Source organism: Bacillus sp. RC242, from assembly GCF_044908245.1.
GTDB lineage: Bacteria > Bacillota > Bacilli > Bacillales > Bacillaceae_G > Bacillus_A > Bacillus_A mycoides.
Genome location: NZ_JBIYCZ010000007.1, coordinates 180133 through 203077, shown reverse-complemented (window position 1 = coordinate 203077; position 22945 = coordinate 180133). Strand labels below are relative to the sequence as shown.

Sequence of the window (22945 nt, the reverse complement as noted above, 5' to 3'; positions counted from 1 at the left end):
AATGAAAAAGTTTATTACCCTATTCTTGTTAGTTTGTACATTCGTATTAGCATTTAATTTACTATTTAAAGCAGCACCAGTATATGCAGATGAGGAACCCAGACCATCTCTTTTAGATGATATTATCCCTAAAAACAAAGAAAAATTAAAATTCGAAGAACACCCTCCAAGTAGTTATGGGATTGATATTTACACACCAGAAGGTGGATTTGGTGAATCTCTTAAATTTTGGAGATGGGGAGATAAAGTAAAAGAACAAATGGTCGCTGTATTATTTAGCCTCATTAGTATTGGATGGACTCTTAATCTTGCAGTTAGTACTTTTGTAACAAGTATGGTTGGGCAATCTATGAGTCTTAATATAGTGGCCGATGTTGGGGATAAATTAGGAGATGTTATTTCAAAAGCGGCAGGATTTAATGGTTCTTGGGGTACTGGTATCTATAGTGAACTAATAGGCCTTATGTTAGCTTTCCTAGCTTGCTGGGTTATATGGGTTGGATTTGTAGAGCGACGTCAATCAGAAATGTTAGGCGGCTTATTGAAAACTTTAGGTATTCTAGTTTTTACATTGGGTTTCTTTGCAAACTCAAGCTATATCATTAAAGGGCTGAACAATTTTTCCGAACAAACAAATAAGACAGTTCTTGATGCTACTCAAAGTATTGCGGTAACTAAAGAAGGTTATTCAAGTGGTGTAGATTCCATTACGGATTTAACACATACTCTATTAATTAAACAACCTTATACATTATTACAATTTGGTACAACAGATATGAAGAAAATTGGTGATGAAAGAATTAAAAAGATGCTAACAACTACTAATACTGATGAGAGACAAAAGCTTCTAGAACATGAAGTGAAAGATGAAAATAATAAAATTCTAGAATTAGACGCTACCTTTGAACGTGGTGCATTAGTACTATTACTTTTTGTAATTAATGGACCATTATGGGTAGTTTTATGCTTATGTAGTATGGCGATGCTATTCTATCAACTGATGTTCATCATTGTGGCTTTAATGTCACCAGTAATGTTATTGATGGCTTTAGTACCAGCGTGGACTGGGACAGCGAAGAAATTCTTGGCTGAACTGTTTAGAACATTACTTATGAAAGTTGCGATTGGTTTTCTATTAACTTTAATGTTTTGGGTTTCTTCAATCTTATATAGTGCTACCGATAAATATGGATACCTAGTTGTAGCTGCATTACAAATACTTTCATTCTTAGGAGTATGGTTATATCGTAAAACAATTTTTGATGCAATTACTACAGTACCAGCAAGTGCAGGAGCAGCACGTGCATCAGATGCTATGAGTAATATTAGACAGAAATATCGTGATGTTAGACGTGGATCTAAGACAGTTGGAAGAGGTGTAGCAGTAGCTGGCGCCGCGGGTGTTGCAAGTGCTGCGGTGGCAGGGAAAATGGGTAAATCAGGCTATAGTAAGTTTAAACAGTTAAAAGAAAACTATGCAGATAGAAAAGAAAAGGTAGCAGATGGTAAACGCAAGGAAAAAGAACAAATGCAAGCAGAAAAAGAAAAAAATATTAATCAAATGAAAAAAGAAGAAAATTTAGGTGTTCGCGATAGAAAAGGAAATCAGGAGCAAGAAAGGGTTAAGGAAGAAGTAGCCGCAACTAAAGAGAATCCAGAATTAGCAGTACGAGGGAAACATGAAGATAATAATCCTGAAATACAACAAGCAGAACTAAAAGATAAAGAAGAGGATGTAAAAGCGGATGTTAAACCAGTAGCGCAATCAAATGAGGAACTAAATAATAAAGAAGAAGATGTAAAAGCTCAAGTTAGACCGGTAGCACATCAAAATAATGGTGGACTTGAGAATAAGCAAGAAGATGTAAAGGCGGAAGCAAAACCAGTAGGAACAATTAAACCACCAACGGGTCAAACAAAATCAATGGATGGCAAACCGATCACAACACCACAGCCAGGAACAACACCATCACCAGCGAATCCGATGGATGGCAAACCAATTACAACACCACAGTCAGGGACAACACCATCACCAGCGAATCCGATGGATGGCAAACCAATCACAACACCACAGTCAGGGACAATACCATCACCAGCGAATCCGATGGATGGCAAACCAATCACAACACCACAGTCAGGGACAACACCATCACCAGCGAATCCGATGGAAAGTAAGCCAATCACAACACCACAGTCAGGGACAACACCATCACCAGCGAATCCGATGGATGGCAAACCGATCACAACACCACAGTCAGGGACAACACCATCACCAGCGAATCCGATGGAAAGTAAGCCAATCACAACACCACAGTCAGGGACAACACCATCACCAACGAATCCGATGGAAAGTAAGCCAATCACAACACCACAGTCAGGAACAACACCATCACCGGCGAATCCGATGGAAAGTAAGCCAATCACAACACCACAGTCAGGAACAACACCATCACCAGCGAATCCGATTGAGAGTAAACCAGTCACTACTTCACATGTAAGTACGCCACAAAAACAAGTAGAGGTAAAACCGGTTAATCCACAACAAACTAAAAATGTTCCTAAAGTGAATAATCAGCAACAGGTAAAAGAAGGGGCAGCAATTAAAAAAGTTGACACGAAAGCACAAACACAACAAGAAGCTTTAAAAAATGTAAAAGCAAAAGAAACCAAAAAACCAAAATAATTCAGCTCATGAGGGAGGGTTTATACATTGAGTGCGGAACCAAATCGCGACCTTGAAAATGAACATCATCCTGAAGCTGAACTAGGGAATGCTAAGCCTGCCTTGAAAAAGGCAGGCCATTCTTTAGGAAAGGCGGCTGGTAAAGGGTCAAAATTAGCGGGTAAGGCAGTTGCACAAGTAGGTAAGAAAGTAGCAGTTAAAGTAGCACAGAAGGCAGCTACAGTTGCTGTTGCAAAGCCATTATTAATAGTAGCCGGTGTTATTCTGGCTGTTGTTGCAGGTTTAGGAATTGTGATATTTTTATTAACTGCCACAATGAGTGAAGATGAAGTCAGCCCTGGGGGAATTGGTGGTCCTTTTGCACCAGGTACTGCGAGTGTCAGTCCTGAAGTAATGAGATGGGAGCCATTGGTAAGGAAATATGCGGCGCAACATGGCATAGAAGCAATGACTCCATTAATATTAGCTCTTATTCAACAAGAAAGTTCTGGGACACAATTGGATGTTATGCAAAGTTCAGAATCACAAGGGTATCCTCCTGGGTATTTTACTGATCCAGAAGAAAGTATTAAATATGGTTTAATGCATTTTGCTGATTGTCATAAAAAATCAAATGGTGATCAAAATACTACATTACAATGTTATAACTGTGCGACACGTTCTTAACTGAAAAGGTTGAGCACTGATTTGAAATCAGGAGAACTACTATTTCGAGAAGTCAAATGAAAGGGTAACGCCTGGAAGGGCTTCCTCTGATACTCCGACATGCATGATACAGTGGATAAGAACTGTAAGTGTGTGAAGCTCGGTAAAGTCGGCCGAGAGCTATCGTAAAGTACGTAAGTACTACGAAAGTTGTCCAGAGATGGATGATGTAGCCTATAGGTCGGGAGTCTATAAAACACTCATGGGTAGAATGGATTCACAAAAACCATTGGTAGGCAGAGTCTGACGAATCTCCGAATGTACGGGTCTAGAAAGCATAACACATAGAAATGTGTGTGCCACGAGCGTGGCGTTGATGTGGATAAGTAAGAATAGTTGTTATGAAAGTCCATATGTCGTTATAGGCGACATCCAGTCAACAGGCTTAAAGGAGAGCCCTAAAAGTGTCATGAACAGATAGAAATAGTGGAACGTGGAAAGCCACCAACATGGAGAACTTATCTTTGACGAAGTGTTTAAAGGGAAAATGCCCGTGAGATTAACGTGCATATAACCTTTATTTATGGTGGTGAGAGTGATGGCATAGTACCTATGAGACGATGGAAACATCGTGGAGGGATAGCCATTAGTCTGATAGAAGATTGACCGACCATTTTATAGAGCAAATCAGTCGAATTATAAGGTTCTTGTGAGACTAAAAAAGGTTAACTCTGAAAGGAGCACCGACTTATAAAGAAAACTGCGAAGCTCAGACACGCTGAATACTATGATATGCAGTCCATTCAGGATGGTTTGTATCAGCAAAGTCAAAATGGAGACAATTTTTATAAACTAATAGAGCTTATGATGATGGATGAAAATATCAAATTGGCATATCGAAACATTAAAAAAAATATGGGTAGTGTGACAGCTGGAGTCGATGGCATGACCATCAACGATGTAAAATTGCTTTTAACAGATGAAATGATAGAAAAGGTTAGGTCAATGTTTTTCTGGTATCAACCACAAGCGGTTAGGCGAGTTTTCATACCAAAACCTAATGGTAAAAAGAGACCTCTTGGGATACCGACAATATGGGATAGGCTATTTCAACAGTGTATCCTACAAATTCTCGAACCTATATGTGAAGCAAAGTTTCATGCCCATAGTTATGGGTTTCGTCCTAACCGAAGTACACATCATGCGTTAGCAAGGATGAAATCTTTGGTGAACAGTCAAGGAAGAGGTATTCACTATTGTGTAGATATAGATATCAAAGGATTCTTTGACAATGTCAATCATGGAAAGCTCATGAAACAGTTATGGAGTATGGGGATACGAGATAAGAAATTGCTCTCTATCATTTCAAGTTTGTTAAAAGCGGAAATCATTAATGAAGGTTTCCCAAATAAGGGGACTCCACAAGGAGGCATTTTGAGCCCTCTTCTTTCTAACGTCGTTTTAAACGAGTTAGATTGGTGGATTAGTGACCAATGGGAGACCATTGAGACTAAACATCCATACAGAGCGAGAAATGACAAATATAGAGCATTAAAGAAAAGCAATTTGAAGGAATGCTTTATAATCCGATACGCAGATGATTTCAAAATACTATGTCGTGACTATCCAACGGCTCTTAAGATGTTTGAGGCGACAAAAGATTTTCTCAAAACACGGCTACATCTTGAAATTAGCACTGAGAAATCCCAAATTGTTAACCTACAAAAGAAATCCAGTGATTTCTTGGGATTTACCATCAAAGCACGGAAAAAGAGAAAACGTCATGTCGCTCATAGTAGAATTTGCCGGAAAGCTAGAGAGAATGCTTACGGTAAATTAAAGGAAGCTATCAAAAAAATAAGTAAGAAGCAAACGCCAGAGGCAGTATGGCATTACAACACAATTGTAATGGGCATACAAAATTATTATGCCGCTGCAACCCATATTAATTATGACTTAGACCAAATGAGTTGCCATCTCATAAGAACACTCTATAATCGATTGAGGCGAGATTGGAAAAAAGCCACTAAGCACGATATGTCACCTGTCTTAAGAAAAAGGTATCGGAACTATAATCCGAAGCTCTATAAAATTCAGGATATTGTATTAATACCGATACATGCACAGAATCATAAATCGGCAAGAAATTTCACCCAGTCTATTTCAAATTATACAGAAGAAGGCAGGATGAAAATTCACGATACCTTGAAAGTTATAGATAAGGAGATACTTAGACATGTGCAACGATTTTATATGAATCATCGAACTGTTGAATACAATGATAATCGTATTTCAAAATTTGTAGCACAGTATGGAAAATGTGCAATTACCAAACAAGAATTAGGTCTAATTGGCTGGCATTGCCATCATAAAGTTCCGTTGGAATTTGCCGGAAAAGACGACTATGAAAACTTGGTAATTGTGCTGGAAGACATACACGTTGCAATTCATCACGATGATTCAGAGAGGGCAAAATCCATCTTAGCTAAATATGAAATAGGAAAAGAAAAGGAAAAATTGTTCGACAAACTAAGAATACTTGCGAACCGTACTCCTATCTTTTCTTTAGTATAAAAATTAGGTCAATTGAATCAGATGGAACGCCGTATGAGGGGAAACTCTCACGTACGGTGTGAAGTGGGGGAAAAGGTGGAGATAATATCAAATCCTTACCTATCACTATACGGAACTGGCTACGCTAACTATGCAGTTTCGAAAGGTGGATATACTCACGAGAATGCAAGGGCATTTTCTGCAGAGCAATCAGCTAAAAATGGTTATAGATGTGCATCATGGCGAAGTGCGGAGGCAGTAGCTAATAATTGGTGTTATGGTGATCCAGACTATGTCCCACATATTATGAGATACTATCAACCTGGTCAAACCCCTGGTGGTTCTGGTGGAATTGCTGGCGGTAGCGTTTTAGGTGATGATGTATTCCAAGCAATTATGGCAGAAGCACTAAAGTATCAAGGATGGCCATATGTTTTTGGAGGGCGAACACCAAATACGTCATTTGACTGTAGTGGAATTATTGAGTATACGTATTCAAGAGTTGGTATTAATTTATTTGGTACTGCACAAACCCAATGGGATAAAACCCAACGTATAACAGATCCTAAGCCAGGAGATTTAGTATTTTTCCATAGTACTTATGCTACAAGTAACTACATTACGCATGTTGGCATTTATGTAGGAAATAATACAATGTATCATGCTGGCGATCCGATTGGTTATGCTGATTTAAGTAAATCATATTTTCAACAGCATTTTGCGGGATATGGTCGTGTAGTTAGATAATAATGCATGTAACACCTAGCAACTTATGAAACTGCGAAAAGGAGGTAAATGATGAATAAAATTACCATTATAATAGCAATTTTATTAATAGTTAGCGTAGGGTTTTTAATAAAATATCGATCTGATAATGAGAAACTTAAAACTGATAATATAAAATTAACGAAAAAAGTGGAAAAGGTGGAGGCACAATACAATGATACGAAAAAGGAGTTATCAGCTCTAAAGAGTAACAATCAACAACAAGTAAAGGAAGCTGCAGAACGATTTCTTAAAGCTTTTCGTACTTATGACACTGGTAAAGGCGAATCATACCTTGCCAATATTGATGCATATATAACACCAAATGCAAAGAAAGAATTAACACCACCAGGTGGACCAACACAATCTACTCCTGGAACTGGAGATGAGAAAGAAAAGAAGAAAGTTTCATTTCAATCTGAATACACAGGTGGCGAGTTGTATTATGCATTTTTGGATACTACAAAAGCAAATGTATTAGCAAAAGTGAAAAGTAAAATTACAGTTAATGGTGTTTCATCTGATAATATGTCATTAATGCAAATAAATCTTATCTATGATGGAAATAAGAAGTTATGGCTTGTTGACAAGGTTATCCCACTAGCTGATTTAAGGGATCAGATGCCGTAAATCAAAGTACTATTATTTAGATTAAAATTTAGTTTAAGGTGGGATTGTATGTGAATGGAGATAAAAGACTGAAAAAACCGGTGGTAAGTTTTATATTATTAACCAACATTATTTTTTGGCCACTTTTTCTTCTTGTAGGAATCACAAAGTTATTAGATTTTCCAACGTGGATTTTTGATGTAACACTTTGTATATCAGCTTGGTCTTCCACTTTTGCTTTTGTGTTGCTATTTAAAAAACTATATCCTGGACAGAGTTTTATTCGATTCGTAAAAGCTAGATTTAAAAATAAACTTAGTTTCCCTATAGTTCTTACTGTAAGTATGATTTAAAAAAATATATTTTTGACGATGTTGTTTCTCGTGTCGATTAACAGTGAAGCAAACTCGATTTTTAATAGAACTACTTGGGGTGTGTTAATTTATTACTTTGTTAAAACCATTGTGTCCGGACCACTAGGAGAAGAATTGGGGTGGAGGGGGTTTGCACTAATGGAGCTTCAAAAAAAATATTCTCCACTAAAATCTTCAATAATTATTGGTTTTTGGTGGGGAATGTGGCATTTACCTATATGGTTTACTACAGGTCTTACAGGCAGTAATTTAATCAAATATGTTTTGTTTTTTATGATTTCAATTATAACTACTACAATTATCATGACAGCATTTTATAATTTAAATCAAAATTTAATTATTCCAATGATTATCCATTTTTTCTTTAATTTATTTATTTGCATTATACATAATTAATTGAATTAATTATGTATAATGCAATTTTTTATTTGATAGTTGCGATTTTAATTATAGTTTTAAATCCAAAGAAAGTATTATACGGGAATAAAGCTTTATAATGTCCTGAGAATGATAGATTAGCAGAAAGGTATGAGGATGGACGATGTACTAGCACGTATATTAAGTAAGTAACCACCATAATAAGCCTGTAAGCCGTTCTACCTATGAAATGCTAAAACGCAGCATTTTCAGGTCAAATTAACCCGTGGGATTTAAGAGAAGAACCAAATAAGACTTGGATGCATAAAGGGGAAGCAATAATAATCATTCGAAACGAAATTGTAACATCTTCACCCCTATTCTATATCAGAATTATATAGAATAGGGGTGAAGGGATGGACGATAGAGAAAAAATGATTACATTTTTTAGTGAATTCTGGAAAGTGAATTCGGTTAAAATGCTGGCTGAATTGTATCCAGAAAACATTAAAAATCATTCGAATGTTTATAGTTAAATATAATCTTTTTAATGTTTTTTAGAGAAACTTGTATACCCCTAACCTCGCGTAATATCAGAGGAGGGGATCTTCTGTCGGAAAAAGATTAAAACAGCTTTTCCAGAAGCTACGGTAAAAAATAAAACTTTTACTTAGTTTGCTTTACTATATATTAAATGTAAGCGATTTCTATTCTTGGCGAAGATACTTAGAATGTGACCTTAATGAATTTAGAAAACTGAAGGGGGAATCATAAGTGGTTGAAAAATTCTTTACAATATTAGAAGATGGGGGACTTCATGCGCGTCCTTCAACAACATTAGTTAATGCAGTTAGCTCATTTAAATCAGAAGTGATGCTTGAGTATAAAGAAAAACAAGTGAATTTAAAATCTATTATGGGTATTATGGCACTTGGTGTTCCAAAAGGCGCACAAATTAAAGTGATTGCAAAAGGGGAAGATGAAGAACAAGTACTCCAAGGTGTAAGTAAAGTAATGCAAACACAAAGTATTGGCGCATGATAATAAGTAACGTTTTGAATGGTTTATATAATAAAAGGAATTTCCAACGCGAGAAGGTATTATCTAGAAACTCCTGAGTCAATAACATATAACGGTATATCATATATTAATAAGTATTGAAAAAGTATCAAAATTCCCAATAGAGTTAATTTCTTGGGAATTTTGATGCTTACTAGTAAGGGCAATGTAGTGTTATGTTATTACATTTAGATATTAGTGTATACCGTAACATAGTTGGAATTTTAAAATCAATACATATAATCTAAAGTGTTAGTTATAAGGAAAAGTAAAAATATTCTTTGAAGTAATGTATATAACTTAGAAGGATATAAGAGATAGGTGAAATTCATGAATACAAGACAAAGAGAAATTTTGTTTCTGTTATTATCTGAATCTAATGATTATTTACTAGTACAAGACCTTGCTGATCAAGTAAATTGCTCTGAAAAAACAATTCGTAATGATTTTAAAGCAATTGAGGATCACCTCACGAATTACGCGAGTGCAATTCTTGTTAGGAAGCCGGGCTTAGGAGTTTACTTAGAGATTGCGGAATATGAAAAGGTAGATTTGTTTAATAAACTTTACTGCATAAATAATCGTACAAAGTATGAATCAGATGAAGAAAGAATCCTGCAAATTGCTTATAACTTGTTAATGAATGTAAAGGCAGTCACTGCACAGGATATGGCTTCTCAACATTTTGTTAATCGTACTACTATAAAGAAAGATTTAGATAGAATTGAAAAGTGGTTATATCATTTTGATTTAACTGTTGTTTCAAAGCAGAGGATAGGACTGTTTGTTAAGGGAACTGAAAAGAATAAAAGAAAAGCCTTGGCTAGATTATCAGATTTAATTCGTAATTCAGAGCTAACGAATCAATTTATTAAGGAACAATTTTTATATCATGAGGTTGAATTTGTTACGAATGAATTAAAAGCGCTACAAAAGCGACATGCATTATTTTTTACAGATGATGCATTTGAAAGTTTATTAGTTCATACGTTGCTGATGGTACGGAGAATGAAGCTTAAGCAATCGATTTTAACTTCTAAAAGGGAAATTAAAATAATACAAGAAACAAAAGAATATAAATGGACATTGGAGTTTTTAAAACGATTAGAGTGTGTTTTCGCTGTTCATTTTACAGAAGAAGAAGCTACGTATTTAACAGCTCATATTTTGGGCGGGAAATTCCGTTATCAAGACAAGCCAGGGGAAGGTAGTAAACTTACTGAAAGTAATCCAATCCTTTCTAGGGTTGTACATCAATTAATAAAACGAATGTCACAGTTGTATGAAATTGATTTCAGTAGAGACCAAGTTTTAATTGAGGGATTAACAATTCATCTATATACAACGTTGAATCGTTTGAACTATGACCTCTCTGTATCCAATCCAATGCTACATGATATAAAAAAAATGTATCCTTATATGTTTAATATGTTGATTCAGGTATTAGAAGAAATAAATGAATCTCTAATTCTATATATTCCGGAAGAAGAAGCAGCATATCTTACGCTACACTTTGAAGCATCTGCTGAACGGTTAGATCATCAGGAAAAACCAAAAAATGTAATTATAGTATGTCATATGGGAATTGGGATGTCACAGTTGTTACGGACAAAAATTGAGCGGAAATTTCGCCATATCCATGTGATGGACTGCATTGCAAAAGCTGATTTACAAGATTATATAATGAAACATCATGATGTGGAACTCGTTATTTCTACCATTGCCCTTACAAAATTACTTATTCCTCATATCGTAGTATCCCCATTATTAGAGGGAGCGGAAGAAAAGAAGCTAGGAGATTTTATAAAAGAATGCGATGAACCGAGTTATAAAGAACAAAAAGACTTTGTTATGCTTAATTATACATCCCCATTTTTAGTATTTTTACAACAGGAAGTGCAGCACCCATATGAGCTAATTGAAAAGCTAGCACATGCTTTGCATAGCAAAGGCTATGTAGATAAAGAGTATGCAGAAAATGCAATTATAAGAGAAAAGATGTCAGCAACAACGATTGGAGCAGGGATTGCAATTCCACATGGCAATCCGAAATTTATTCAAGAGTCGGTAATTGCAATTGCTACATTAAAGGAACCAATTGATTGGGGATCAGAGAAGGTGTCACTTGTATTTATGCTAGCAGTTAAAAGTGATGGGAAAGAGGTAACGAAACAGTTATTTCATGAGTTATCCTTCATAAGTCAGCGACCATCCTTTATTCAAAAGCTTACCAAAGAAACAAACGTAATGAAATTTTTATCGCATTTACATAATTAAACGAAAAGTGAAGGCCGAAATACTTCGCTTTTTTGTTTATTTCGGTAAAAGGTTTATTTTTCCGGAAGTTACGGTAAAAAATGAAACTTTTGTCATTACGATATTGATTTATATTATGTGTAGGCGCTTACAACGATAGTGTGAGGAGGATTAGAAATGAAACTGTTAGCGATTACATCGTGTCCGAATGGAATTGCCCATACTTATATGGCGGCAGAAAATTTGCAAAAAGCAGCGGATAAATTAGGTATTCAGATGAAAATTGAAACCCAAGGTGGTATAGGGGTAGAAAATGAGCTGACTGAAAAAGATATTCGAGAAGCAGACGGTATCATTATAGCTGCTGATAGAGCGGTAAATAAAGATAGATTCGTAGGCAAAAAATTGTTGGTTGTCGGAGTTCAAGATGGTATCCGTAAACCAGAAGAATTAATTCAGAAAGTAGCAAGTGACGATGTACCTGTCTATCATTCACAGGCCAAAACAGTTGAAAGTAATCAACAGGAGAGAAAGCAAAACCCAATATATCGTCATTTAATGAATGGTGTATCTTTTATGGTTCCATTTATTGTAGTTGGTGGATTGTTAATTGCAATTGCATTGACGCTCGGTGGAGAAAAAACACCTGGAGGTCTAGTGATTCCAGATGGATCTTTCTGGAAAACAATTGAACAAATTGGTGGTGCATCATTTACGTTTATGGTTCCAATTTTAGCTGGATATATAGCGTATAGTATAGCCGATAAACCTGGTCTTGTTCCTGGTATGATTGGTGGATATATTGCAGCGACAGGAAGTTTTTATGGAAGTGAAAGTGGTGCTGGTTTTCTCGGCGGAATTATCGCAGGTTTTCTAGCAGGTTATGTAGCATTAGGAATTAAAAAAATAAAAGTTCCAAAAGCGATTCAACCAATTATGCCGATTATTATTATTCCGGTGTTCGCTTCGCTTGTAGTTGGTTTAGCATTTATATTTATTATTGGTGCTCCTGTCGCACAAGCATTTGAGTCATTAACTGCTTGGTTGGCGGGTATGCAGGGATCAAGTTCAATTCTCCTAGCATTAATTTTAGGGGCAATGATTTCATTTGACATGGGTGGACCGGTCAATAAGGTTGCATTCTTATTTGGTTCAGCAATGATTGGGGAAGGAAACTATGAAATTATGGGTCCGATTGCTGCGGCAATCTGTATTCCACCAATTGGAATGGGCCTTGCCACTTTCATAGGTAAGGGGAAATTCCAAGATTCAGAGAAAGAGATGGGTAAAGCATCATTTACAATGGGACTATTTGGGATTACGGAAGGTGCGATACCATTTGCAGCACAAGATCCACTTCGTGTTATTCCAAGTATTATGGCTGGTTCAATGACAGGTGCTGTGATTGCCATGATTGGTCATGTAGGAGATAGAGTGGCACATGGTGGTCCAATTGTTGCGGTGCTAGGAGCAGTAGATAATGTATTTATGTTCTTTGTAGCTGTAATTGTAGGTTCCGCTGTGACTGCTGTTGTAGTAAATGTATTGAAAAAGGACATTTCAAAGGTAGAAAAACAACCAGCTGAACAAATACAAGAAGTTTCAGCAACGAAAGAAGTGCTGCAAGTAGAGCAAGAAACGCAAAAAGAAAGCAAACAAGTAGATAAGGTAGAAATAAAAAAACTAACAGATATTACGAGCTTAGAGTTGATTGAAACAGATCTAATAGGAGAAACACGAGATGACGTCATTGATGAAATGATTCAAAAATTAAACCATGTTGGTACATTGCATTCCAAAACAGAATTTAGACAAGCGATTATGAATCGTGAGCAAGAAAGTACAACAGGTATTGGTATGAATATTGCGATTCCACACGGAAAATCAGAAGCTGTTAAGAAACCAAGTGTGGTATTTGGGATTAAACAATCTGGCGTAGATTGGAAAAGCCTTGATGGAACGGAAGCGAAATTAATATTTATGATTGCGGTGCCAAAAGAAAGTGAAGGAAATGAACATTTAAAAATCCTTCAAATGCTTTCTCGAAAACTAATGGATGACAATTATAGAGAGCGGTTATTATCCGTCCAAACAAAACAAGAAGCATATAAGCTACTAGATGAAATTGTATAGAACGGAGGATTATAATTATGACTGAACCATTATTTTTTGCACCTGTTTTTAAAGAAAGAATCTGGGGTGGAACGCAATTAACTTCTTTTGGATATGAGATTCCATCAAATCAAACTGGAGAGTGCTGGGCTTTTGCGGCACATCAGCATGGACAAAGTATTGTTAAGAACGGAAAATATAAAGGTTTATCTTTAGGTGAGTTGTGGGAAGAACATCGAGATTTATTTGGAAATGTGGAGGGAGATCGTTTCCCTCTTCTTACAAAAATTTTGGACGCTAATCAAGACCTATCTGTTCAAGTTCATCCAAATGATGAGTATGCCAGTGTATATGAAAATGGAGAACTGGGAAAAACAGAATGCTGGTATGTAATCGATTCCAAAGAAGACGCAGAAATTATTTATGGACATCATACGAGAACAAAAGAAGAGTTCATGGCTATGATTGAACAGAAAGAATGGAATCAACTGTTACATCGTGTGAAGGTGAAACCGGGAGATTTCTTCTATGTACCAAGTGGAACTGTTCATGCAATCGGTAAAGGGATTTTGATATTAGAAACACAGCAGAACTCTGATACAACCTATAGATTGTATGATTATGATAGAAGAGATTCGGAGGGGAATTTACGTGAGCTTCATCTTGAAAAAAGTATTGATGTAACCGAAATTCCGTTTATATCGAATCAATTAACTGTAAAACATGAAAAAGTAGATGATTTGAGCGTAACAAACTTTATCAAATGCCCGTATTTTTCAGTGGGAAAATGGGAGCTAGATGGATCAGCTAGTTTGAAACAACAAAAAGCATTCCTTCTTGTTAGTGTAATTGAGGGAGAAGGTGAGTTAATTAAAGACGGCGAACACTTTTTCTTTAAAAAAGGAGACCATTTTATATTACCTAATAATTTTGGGGAATACGGTTTGGTAGGTAACACTAATTGTATTATTTCAAGCTTACAATGATTCTTATTATCCGTATATAACGTATAAATGATTTTTGTTTATTTTAACACAAATTAACGAGCTATAGCCTTTGAATAAAGTTTGATTCTGACAAGTGTTTTAATGAGTTATATTTTAGTTTATCTAGGAATGACTGTGTTTGGAGTATAGCTTAGAAAACATTAGTTTGATTTTTTCTGATGAGGATAACATTTTGTTACTCTTTTTTTGGGGATCAAAATTAACTAGCTACTTCCTAAACATTGTGCCTTATTTACCAACCTGTTTATGCTTTTTTCAAACTTTGCAACAGAGCCGTATTTCTGCTAGCTAATAAGGACGATCGAAAAGCCGTCTTATATTCAAAAGCTTACGGAATAAAAGAAAGTAATGAAGTTTTTATCTTATTTACGTCATGAAATGAGGTAAAATTACTATTTTTCCGGAAGTTACGGTAAAAAATAAAACTTTTAACTTCTTGATATTGAAATACAGTAATTGTAGATGCTTTTATTAAGGTTTGAAGAGATGTATTAGCGTTTTTAATGACAACTGAGTATTAGATTCTGATAGTGAATGTGTGATAGAAAAGCATTCTAGCAATATAAGTTATGGCAGTGAATTTTATTACTTAGCAGACCCTTTATTGACTTTATAGGTTTTAAGTCAATGATTAGTTAATCTGGCATTGTATAAAAGCGCCTTATTTGCTACTTCTATTTGTGAATAAAATCACAAGTGACATATGGAACAACAAAATGAGTTTTATGACTAAGCTTTCATCAATCATTTAATCTGGCGCAGTACTGTTAGGGGGGGCTAGTGGCGATAGTACACCATCCGCCGCCTCGCTGTATATCGTAATCTCATAGAGGAACAGAATAAAACAGGCGGTCTGTCAGGAGAAGGTCAAGTAGTCCTGATGAGAATGAGAAACAGGTTTCACAGCAATCACTCAATTTTCGAAGAGATAGGCAATAACAATGCCTCCTCGCCGGTTTTGAAACCGCTTTAAAAGTCTCAAGAACCAGGTTTGTTCTGGGGGTGAATAAATGATAAATCTTGGCTATTAGGACAGGACCGATACAGAATGATGAATTCCGAGAGTATTACTAGAAATAAAGGAGGTGGTTTTCTCAGGGAAGAAAAAGTTACCTTTTCAATAGACAAAGACTGACGAAAAAAGACGAAACAGTTGTGTCTATTCAGAAAAAATAGGAGGGAATATTTAGGAGGTATTAATATGGTAGGGATTATCCTAGCAAGTCATGGCAAATTTGCTGAAGGTATCTTACAATCTGGCGCAATGATTTTTGGAGAACAAGAAAACGTTAAGGCTGTTACCTTAATGCCAGGCGAAGGTCCGGCCGACCTAAGAACAAAAATGGAAGCTGCGGTTGCATCTTTTGATAATCAAGATGAAGTATTATTCTTAGTTGATTTATGGGGCGGTACTCCATTCAATCAAGCGAACGGCATGTATGAAGAGCATAAAGACAATTGGGCAATCGTTGCTGGTATGAATTTACCAATGGTGATTGAAGCGTATGCATCTCGTTTTTCAATGACGTCTGCTCAAGAAATCGCAGCACATATCGTTAAAACGGCAAAAGAAGGGGTAAGAATTAAACCCGAAGCACTAGAGCCTAAAGACGAAACAGTTGTAGCAATTGCTGGAACTAAACAATCAAAAGGTGTACTTGCTCCAGGAACAGTAGTTGGTGACGGGAAAATTAAATTCGTTTTAGCTCGTATAGATTCTCGTTTATTACATGGACAGGTAGCGACTGCATGGACAAAGTCTACACAACCAAATCGTATTATTGTAGTTTCAGATGCAGTTTCTAAAGATGATCTTCGTAAGAAATTGATTGAACAAGCTGCACCTCCAGGGGTTAAGGCAAACGTTATTCCTATCAGCAAAATGATTGAAGTTGCAAAAGATACACGTTTTGGTAATACAAAAGCATTATTACTATTTGAAAATCCACAAGATGTTCTAAAAATTATTGAAGGAGGGGTGGATATTAAAGAGGTTAATGTTGGTTCTATGGCCCATACAACTGGTAAAGTTGTTGTTAATAAAGTACTTTCTATGGGACGTGAAGATGTTGAAGCTTTCGATAAAATGAAAGAAAAAGGCATTCAATTTGATGTACGTAAAGTACCAAATGATTCTCGGGAAAACATAGATGACATTCTGAGAAAAGCGAAAACAGAATTAGCTTAGTGATATAAAAAGTCAAACAAAGTGGAGGCTATTATGTCTATTATATCAATAGTTCTAGTATTGTTAGTTGCTTTCCTAGCTGGTATAGAGGGAATACTAGATGAATTTCAATTTCATCAGCCACTAGTAGCATGTACACTAATCGGATTAGTAACAGGGAACCTAGAGGCTGGAATTGTTCTAGGTGGAACACTTCAAATGCTTGCACTTGGGTGGGCGAATATTGGGGCAGCTGTAGCGCCAGATGCTGCGTTAGCATCAGTTGCATCGGCAATTATTTTAGTATTAGGTGGTCAAGGTGTTAAGGGAGTTGCATCAGCGATTGCAGTGGCGATTCCGCTTGCAGTAGCAGGTCTTTTCTTAACAATGCTTGTTCGTACAATTGCAGTTCCTATCGTGCACATGATGGATGCGGCAGCTGAAGAAGGAAACATGAGAAAAATTGAAATACTACACATCATGGCAGTTTGTTTACAAGGTATCCGAATTGTGATTCCGGCAGGAGCACTTTTGTTTATCCCTGCAGAAAGCGTTCAATCATTCTTGGAATCAATGCCTGCATGGTTAACTGATGGTATGGCAATTGGTGGTGGAATGGTTGTTGCTGTTGGTTACGCATTAGTTATTAATATGATGGCAACAAAAGAAGTATGGCCATTCTTCATTATTGGTTTTGTAATTGCCGCAATTTCTCAATTAACACTTATTGCACTTGGTGCCTTGGGTGTAGCTTTAGCTCTTATTTACTTAAAACTTTCTAAAATGGGTGGTTCTTCCAACGGGGGCGGAGGTAACTCTGGTGACCCACTTGGCGATATATTAAACGATTATTAATCTAGTAGGAGGAGGAGAAGAGAAATGGAAGAAAAAATTCAATTAACAAAAAAAGATCGCTTAGCCGTTGCATGGCGTTCTACGTTTATACAAGGCTCCTGGAACTATGAGCGTATGCAAAATGGTGGTTGGGCATTCTCTATGATTCCCGCAATTAAAAAATTATATAAATCAAAAGAAGATCGTACAGCAGCGTTAAAACGTCATTTAGAATTCTTTAATACACATCCTTACATTGCTTCACCGATTCTAGGAGTTACATTAGCACTCGAAGAAGAACGTGCCAACGGTGCAGAAATTAATGACGTGGCAATTCAAGGTGTTAAAGTTGGGATGATGGGTCCTTTAGCAGGTGTTGGCGATCCAGTATTCTGGTTTACTTTACGTCCGATGTTAGGTGCTTTAGGTGCATCATTAGCGATGACTGGAAATATTCTTGGACCAATCATTTTCTTCTTATTTTGGAACTTGATTCGTTGGGGCTTTATGTGGTATACACAAGAATTTGGTTATAAATCAGGCTCTAAAATCACTGATGACCTTTCAGGTGGATTATTACAAGACGTTACAAAAGGTGCATCAATTCTTGGGATGTTCGTACTTGCTGCCTTAGTACAACGATGGGTATCGATTAAATTTCAGCCGGTTATATCTAAAGTTCAATTAGATAAAGGTGCATATATTGAATGGGATAAGCTTCCTTTAAACGGGGAAGGAATACGTAAAGCTTTTGAACAAGTAAACTCAGGAATGGCACTTTCACCTATGAAAGTAACTACCTTACAAAATAACTTAGATCAATTAATTCCTGGTTTAGCTGCATTACTTCTAACATTCTTATGTATGTGGTTGCTTAAGAAAAAAGTTAGCCCAATTGTAATTATTCTTTCTTTATTTATAGTTGGGGTAGTTGGTCATGTAATTGGACTTCTATAATGAAAGTGTTGATGCTCTAAATTCTCAATGTTTACTATTGAGGAATTATTGAGATGTAGTTTGTAGGAGACCTTTGCAGCCTGCAAATATATGATTGTTTGCATACAAAAGTGGCTGGAGGGTATTGATTCAGCCACTTTTTATGTTGAATTAATTGCTTAAAGAAGCAATTAATAAATAAGATAAAAGAAATGGAGTGGATTTGATGATTCAGTCAATTAATACAAAGGTAGATTTAGTAATAGATGCCACTTCTTTTATGGGACTTGCGGATTATGGGGAAATTATGATTGGTGATAAAGGCTTTGAATTTTATAACTCTCGTGACTCGCGTAAATTTATTCAAATTCCATGGGAAGAAGTAGATCACGTTATAGCCTCTGTGATGTTTAAGGGAAAATGGATTCCGCGTTATGCGATTAAAACGAAGAGAAACGGGACCTTCAGCTTTTCTTCTAAGGACCCCAAAAAAGTTCTTCGAATCATACGAGAATATGTAGAACCAAATCACATGGTTCGTTCTCTAAGTTTTTTTGATGTTATTAAACGATCATTTAAGTCGATGGGCAAGAAAAAATAATGGAGTGAAAGGTGAAGTGATCCTTCTCAAGTAGACAGTGTTTAAATGATTAGATATATAGCTATTTTAGCATTAATTCTTATAAATAAGGTAAGGGGCAGGTCTAGAATAAAGAGAATTAAAAATTTTAGAGAATATTTCTAAAAAACTTAGTTTCTCAGTTAAAAGTAACAATAATTCTAGTAGAAGTATTATTTTGGGATTTATAAATATTGAATGAGGGAGAGGAGATATTTTTATGGAGTCAAAAACTTATGAAAAGCTACAAGCATTACGTAGATATAAGGAGCCAATTCAGGCAGTATTGAGAACGGTTAAAAGACAAGATAAAGACGATTCAGATACTGAATATGCTGAGTTTGCCCTTGAAAACGGAAAGATTATAGGTATTTGTAAAAAAGAGGACTTCTCTGATTACTCTTTTAGAAGTATTACTCAATTCACAGGTAGTATTTTTAATGTAATAATTACACAAATGTTTGATGAACTGGATGTAAATAAAGTTCAGGTTTCAGTAAAAGAAGCAAGCAGGAGATCTGCAGATGCCTTAATTCGTGAGTTAATAGAATTGGAGCAAGATGAAAGACTTCAGGAACCTACTTACGAAGCTGAGGTAACTGGATATAACATGAATGCTCAGGTTCCAACCATATTCTTACGCATCAATGGTGCAGAATGCTTCATGAAATTACATGAACTAAACTATGGAAGAGTGTATAAAAACGCTGTGGATCGCTATGCACCAATTGGTGAACATATCCCAGTTAAGGTTCTACAATTTAATCCAGAACAGCGACTAATCCACGTTTCTAGAAAAGCAGCCGTGGAAAATCCTTATCAGTTATTATCTGAATTAGCTGAAGGGGATACAATTGTAGGAAGGGTTGTAAATGTTGACCCGCGTTTTGGAGTTTTTGTTGAATTGGACCAAGGCTGCACAATTAAAGGAATTGTCCCTAAAACAATCGAACAGCCAGTATTGGATGACGTAGTAAGTATGAGAATTGTAAGTGTGGATGTGGAAAAAGAGAGAGGGTCGGGGGTTATCTTTAAGTTTCCATTTGGACGCAAAAAAGTTAACGATCCAACGGCGTTTTTATATAACTAATGAGTGCGCCGCAGGTTTCCGTACAAGAGAATGGAAAGGCGGTTCAATATTGGCTTAATAGGGACGAATCGTTATCACTTTGGGATGACCCCTCTTTACAGGGGGGACCAATTCTTCCAGATAAATTTAAACCACTCAGAGATTTACGTAGTATATATGACAGAATTAATTCAGGTTTTATAAATGAAAAAGACAATTTAATACTAAAGCTTATTTGGGATTCATTAGCGATTACTGAAGCTCAAATTAAAAATTTTGTGGAATCTAAAATTAGTAGGTCACAGGTTTCAGAATTGCTGAAAAAACTGGTACTGTATGGATTTGTTAGTCGATGGGAGATAAAATCGGGGTTATTTCCGGATCAGCCCAAAACCTCTGCTCCAATCACTTTAAATACTGCCGGTCATTTGATGATGTGGGCTTATCATAACCGTAATACAAGCTATTCTTTAAAGCCAGAACAGTGGTTAAAACTTGGGGTGGCAGGCGTACAAAGATTTGTCACTATGAATCAAATAAAATATGAGTTTGCAGTAGGCCAACAGTTATTAAAAAACTGGTGCTGGTATCCAAAGCTAAAAGGTACTGGTACTGGTAATGGGTATAATCCAATTGCTGTTGGAGAAATTAAAACTCCAATTGGAAATCAAAACTTCATATTTGAAAGGGTACAACAGGGTCAGCGATATGTACAACACTTAAAATCGCGATTGAAAATTTGGGAAGATCAAATTCAAAATGGACCAAATAATTTATTAAACTTCGAAAACACGAAGAGTTTACCAGGAATTTTTATTTTATCTATATCTAATCTTTCATTAGCAGAACATGTTAGAAAGGAGCTAATGTTAGACTTACGCAAGATTCCTATCATGCTCGTAATAGACGAATGCATTCACAGTGAGGGATTCGCAAAATCTTTTTATATCTCAACTCAAAACGGAATTCAGCAAGCACCACTACCATTTTTGAGATAACAAGAGTTGCTTCAGGTAAATATGCTGAAGCAGCTTTTTGTTGTAATAACGATGAATCGACGTTCACAACTCAACCCTTGTTTGCAATATATCTAATCTCATCTTTTATAGATAGCAATTAGGGTTGTTTTTTATGAAAAAGCAATGTATTGAGTAGATAATTACAAAAGGTTTTTATATTTTTCCCAAGAATGAACAGTAATGTATAATCTAATTTCCTTAAATGTAGCAAGGAGGGGGTAAAATTTGAATAAAATAATTTGGTTTATATTCACTTTTTTTGCTGTTTTAGTAGCTGGTTATGTTGTTATCCAATATTTTATTATGGATGGATTTCAAACAGGACTTGTCAAAATGAAGGTTATGTCCGTATCTAAATTAAGTAGTTTTTGGTATATTATGTTATTTATGCATATTACAACTAGTATAGTAGCATTAGTAATTGGTCCGTTTACATTATCCACAAAATTTAGAGGAAAGAATATCAACCGTCATCGAATATTTGGGAGAATCTATATGGTTGGTATATTATTAGGCGGCGTTTCAGGACTATACTTATCCTTTTACGCTATGGGGGGATTGGTAGCAAAGCTTGGTTTCGGTTTGTTAGCCGTATTTTGGCTAACATCAGCATATCAAGCATTAAATAGAGTTAAGAATAAAAAAATTCAAGATCATCGGAATTGGATGATCAGAAATTATTCCTTAACCTTTGCGGCAGTTACATTAAGAATTTGGCTACCTTTGTTTGTATTGCTGTTTGGATTAGAGCAGTTTGAGCTTAGTTACGCTGTTATTGCTTGGTTAGCGTGGGTACCAAATTTAATTATTGCAGAATTATTTATAAGACATAGATTTAATAAAGGACAATACCAGGGAAATGAGGATTTACATTTTTGATGCAAATCTAAATTAATGTTGAGGACAGAATTCCTCAGCAATTCAATGTTTTTTTATGATTTTTCCCGTTGAGATTATGCAGTAAGCTATCGTGACGTTAGCGGAAAAATAAAGGGATTATTGGAGCTGTGAACTACCCGCCACTTAGCAAAGCATGATGTGGGAGCTTCTCAGTTCCACGACGAATGTAACCTTTCGTCTCCCTAAGCGTTACTTCAGGGTGTTTCACCCCTAGATGTCCAACGCTTGGACGCTCTCTTGGTACAGTTGATATTTTACGCAGGAACCAAATGGCTTGGTTTTCGCACTCTATTTTCTTCCGGCCATCTCATATATCAAGTTATCAAAGAACTTCAAATAGCTAGTTTATCAAAAGTTTTTGGCTATGCCAAACCAAAATTCATCTCTCACCTACTCAATTCACGTTCCTTGAGGAAGGAGTTTTCTTGGCTAAAATGATAACAATATGTTTGGTAGTAATGCCAAACATGCTTATATATCCGGTGTTTATTTTGTGAAATATTTTAGAAGGGGGATATAATTATGAGAGTGTTTTTATCCAGGGATGCAGCCGTGAACATGGATTTAAGACAACTTGAAATGAATATTACGTATGTACTTGTAAATTATGGTGAACCAAAAACTGCTCTTATGAAGAAGGTTCAAATAAATATTACTAAAATTGAAGATATGAAACTTAAAGTAGAAGTGATTGAAGAGAGAGAAGGACCAAAGGTGTATGGTTTCTCAATTAAAGACTTTTTTGATGAACTAGTCAAAGGAGTAGAAAATCATCCGAAATTTAATTTAACATACTATGATATTGATGATACTAAAGGTATTGTATCCTATGATTTCAATCTAAATTCAAAGACACCTGATATGGGGATTAATAAATTTATCGATTTTGTAGAGAGGGAAATTACTGAATTACATTTAGAAGTTTTTAAAGCTTTTAATTTACCAAAAAACAAACCGGAATAGTTAGTTCATGTCGTAATA

15 protein-coding genes and 3 pseudogenes are annotated in these 22945 nt (G+C 35.8%); all 18 read left to right on the top strand.

Features of this window, described 5'->3' with window-relative positions; genetic code table 11:
• The first annotated feature begins 1 nt into the window (after position 1).
• The 18 genes and pseudogenes from ABH957_RS15960 to ABH957_RS15875 all read left to right on the top strand — a co-directional run bounded on the left by ABH957_RS15960 (position 2) and on the right by ABH957_RS15875 (position 22927).
• Complete coding sequence (locus tag ABH957_RS15960; RefSeq protein ID WP_404511721.1) at positions 2-2683, top strand: CD3337/EF1877 family mobilome membrane protein; 2682 nt, start codon at positions 2-4, stop codon at positions 2681-2683.
• 27 nt (positions 2684-2710) lie between these two features.
• Positions 2711-3340 (top strand): annotated as a pseudogene (locus ABH957_RS15955) (lysozyme family protein); the annotation flags it as partial.
• 780 nt (positions 3341-4120) lie between these two features.
• Entirely contained in the window at positions 4121-5902 is a 1782-nt protein-coding gene (ltrA, locus tag ABH957_RS15950; RefSeq protein WP_404456859.1) for a group II intron reverse transcriptase/maturase, read from the top strand.
• A gap of 108 nt (positions 5903-6010) precedes the next feature.
• Positions 6011-6628: pseudogene (locus ABH957_RS15945) on the top strand (C40 family peptidase); the annotation flags it as partial.
• A 51-nt stretch (positions 6629-6679) separates the two neighbouring features.
• Positions 6680-7276: a hypothetical protein gene (locus ABH957_RS15940; protein WP_404511719.1), complete on the top strand. Its 597-nt coding sequence runs from the start codon at positions 6680-6682 to the stop codon at positions 7274-7276.
• A gap of 50 nt (positions 7277-7326) precedes the next feature.
• Positions 7327-8126 (top strand): annotated as a pseudogene (locus tag ABH957_RS15935) (lysostaphin resistance A-like protein).
• A gap of 634 nt (positions 8127-8760) precedes the next feature.
• Positions 8761-9027, top strand: a complete 267-nt coding sequence (locus tag ABH957_RS15930; protein WP_404456865.1) for a phosphocarrier protein HPr — start codon at positions 8761-8763, stop codon at positions 9025-9027.
• Between the two features lie 348 nt (positions 9028-9375).
• Positions 9376-11322 carry a BglG family transcription antiterminator gene (locus ABH957_RS15925; RefSeq protein WP_404511717.1) on the top strand — a complete coding sequence of 649 codons (1947 nt, stop codon included), beginning with the start codon at positions 9376-9378 and terminating at the stop codon, positions 11320-11322.
• Positions 11323-11478: 156 nt separating this feature from the next.
• Positions 11479-13434 (top strand): fructose-specific PTS transporter subunit EIIC, encoded by a 1956-nt coding sequence (locus ABH957_RS15920; RefSeq protein WP_404511715.1) that lies wholly within the window; start codon positions 11479-11481, stop codon positions 13432-13434.
• 17 nt (positions 13435-13451) lie between these two features.
• The gene (gene manA, locus ABH957_RS15915; protein WP_404456873.1) at positions 13452-14399 is read left to right on the top strand and encodes a mannose-6-phosphate isomerase, class I; all 948 of its coding nucleotides are present in this window, start codon (positions 13452-13454) and stop codon (positions 14397-14399) included.
• A 1222-nt stretch (positions 14400-15621) separates the two neighbouring features.
• Positions 15622-16608: a mannose/fructose/sorbose PTS transporter subunit IIA gene (locus ABH957_RS15910; protein ID WP_404511713.1), complete on the top strand. Its 987-nt coding sequence runs from the start codon at positions 15622-15624 to the stop codon at positions 16606-16608.
• A gap of 33 nt (positions 16609-16641) precedes the next feature.
• A complete protein-coding gene (locus tag ABH957_RS15905; protein WP_377867382.1) occupies positions 16642-17442 on the top strand; it encodes a PTS mannose/fructose/sorbose transporter subunit IIC in 801 nt (266 codons plus the stop codon).
• A gap of 24 nt (positions 17443-17466) precedes the next feature.
• A complete protein-coding gene (locus ABH957_RS15900) occupies positions 17467-18378 on the top strand; it encodes a PTS system mannose/fructose/sorbose family transporter subunit IID (protein ID WP_377867381.1) in 912 nt (303 codons plus the stop codon).
• A gap of 205 nt (positions 18379-18583) precedes the next feature.
• The gene (locus ABH957_RS15895; protein WP_377867380.1) at positions 18584-18958 is read left to right on the top strand and encodes a DUF956 family protein; all 375 of its coding nucleotides are present in this window, start codon (positions 18584-18586) and stop codon (positions 18956-18958) included.
• Between the two features lie 238 nt (positions 18959-19196).
• Complete coding sequence (locus tag ABH957_RS15890; RefSeq protein WP_404511711.1) at positions 19197-20066, top strand: RNA-binding protein; 870 nt, start codon at positions 19197-19199, stop codon at positions 20064-20066.
• Positions 20066-21043 carry a hypothetical protein gene (locus ABH957_RS15885; RefSeq protein ID WP_404511709.1) on the top strand — a complete coding sequence of 326 codons (978 nt, stop codon included), beginning with the start codon at positions 20066-20068 and terminating at the stop codon, positions 21041-21043. The genes ABH957_RS15890 and ABH957_RS15885 overlap by 1 nt, the downstream gene beginning before the upstream one ends.
• 246 nt (positions 21044-21289) lie before the next feature.
• On the top strand, positions 21290-21943 hold the full coding sequence (locus ABH957_RS15880; RefSeq protein ID WP_404511707.1) for a DUF2306 domain-containing protein: 654 nt from the start codon (positions 21290-21292) through the stop codon (positions 21941-21943).
• 543 nt (positions 21944-22486) lie between these two features.
• Entirely contained in the window at positions 22487-22927 is a 441-nt protein-coding gene (locus ABH957_RS15875; protein WP_404511705.1) for a hypothetical protein, read from the top strand.
• Positions 22928-22945 lie beyond the last annotated feature (18 nt).

What these genes read in the sequence shown, in the direction of transcription:
- ABH957_RS15960 (WP_404511721.1), top strand. Translation starts at nt 2, where the DNA reads ATGAAAAAGTTTATTACCCTATTCTTGTTAGTTTGTACATTCGTATTA.
- ltrA (WP_404456859.1), top strand. Translation starts at nt 4,121, where the DNA reads ATGCAGTCCATTCAGGATGGTTTGTATCAGCAAAGTCAAAATGGAGAC.
- ABH957_RS15940 (WP_404511719.1), top strand. Translation starts at nt 6,680, where the DNA reads ATGAATAAAATTACCATTATAATAGCAATTTTATTAATAGTTAGCGTA.
- ABH957_RS15925 (WP_404511717.1), top strand. Translation starts at nt 9,376, where the DNA reads ATGAATACAAGACAAAGAGAAATTTTGTTTCTGTTATTATCTGAATCT.
- ABH957_RS15920 (WP_404511715.1), top strand. Translation starts at nt 11,479, where the DNA reads ATGAAACTGTTAGCGATTACATCGTGTCCGAATGGAATTGCCCATACT.
- manA (WP_404456873.1), top strand. Translation starts at nt 13,452, where the DNA reads ATGACTGAACCATTATTTTTTGCACCTGTTTTTAAAGAAAGAATCTGG.
- ABH957_RS15910 (WP_404511713.1), top strand. Translation starts at nt 15,622, where the DNA reads ATGGTAGGGATTATCCTAGCAAGTCATGGCAAATTTGCTGAAGGTATC.
- ABH957_RS15905 (WP_377867382.1), top strand. Translation starts at nt 16,642, where the DNA reads ATGTCTATTATATCAATAGTTCTAGTATTGTTAGTTGCTTTCCTAGCT.
- ABH957_RS15900 (WP_377867381.1), top strand. Translation starts at nt 17,467, where the DNA reads ATGGAAGAAAAAATTCAATTAACAAAAAAAGATCGCTTAGCCGTTGCA.
- ABH957_RS15895 (WP_377867380.1), top strand. Translation starts at nt 18,584, where the DNA reads ATGATTCAGTCAATTAATACAAAGGTAGATTTAGTAATAGATGCCACT.
- ABH957_RS15890 (WP_404511711.1), top strand. Translation starts at nt 19,197, where the DNA reads ATGGAGTCAAAAACTTATGAAAAGCTACAAGCATTACGTAGATATAAG.
- ABH957_RS15885 (WP_404511709.1), top strand. Translation starts at nt 20,066, where the DNA reads ATGAGTGCGCCGCAGGTTTCCGTACAAGAGAATGGAAAGGCGGTTCAA.
- ABH957_RS15875 (WP_404511705.1), top strand. Translation starts at nt 22,487, where the DNA reads ATGAGAGTGTTTTTATCCAGGGATGCAGCCGTGAACATGGATTTAAGA.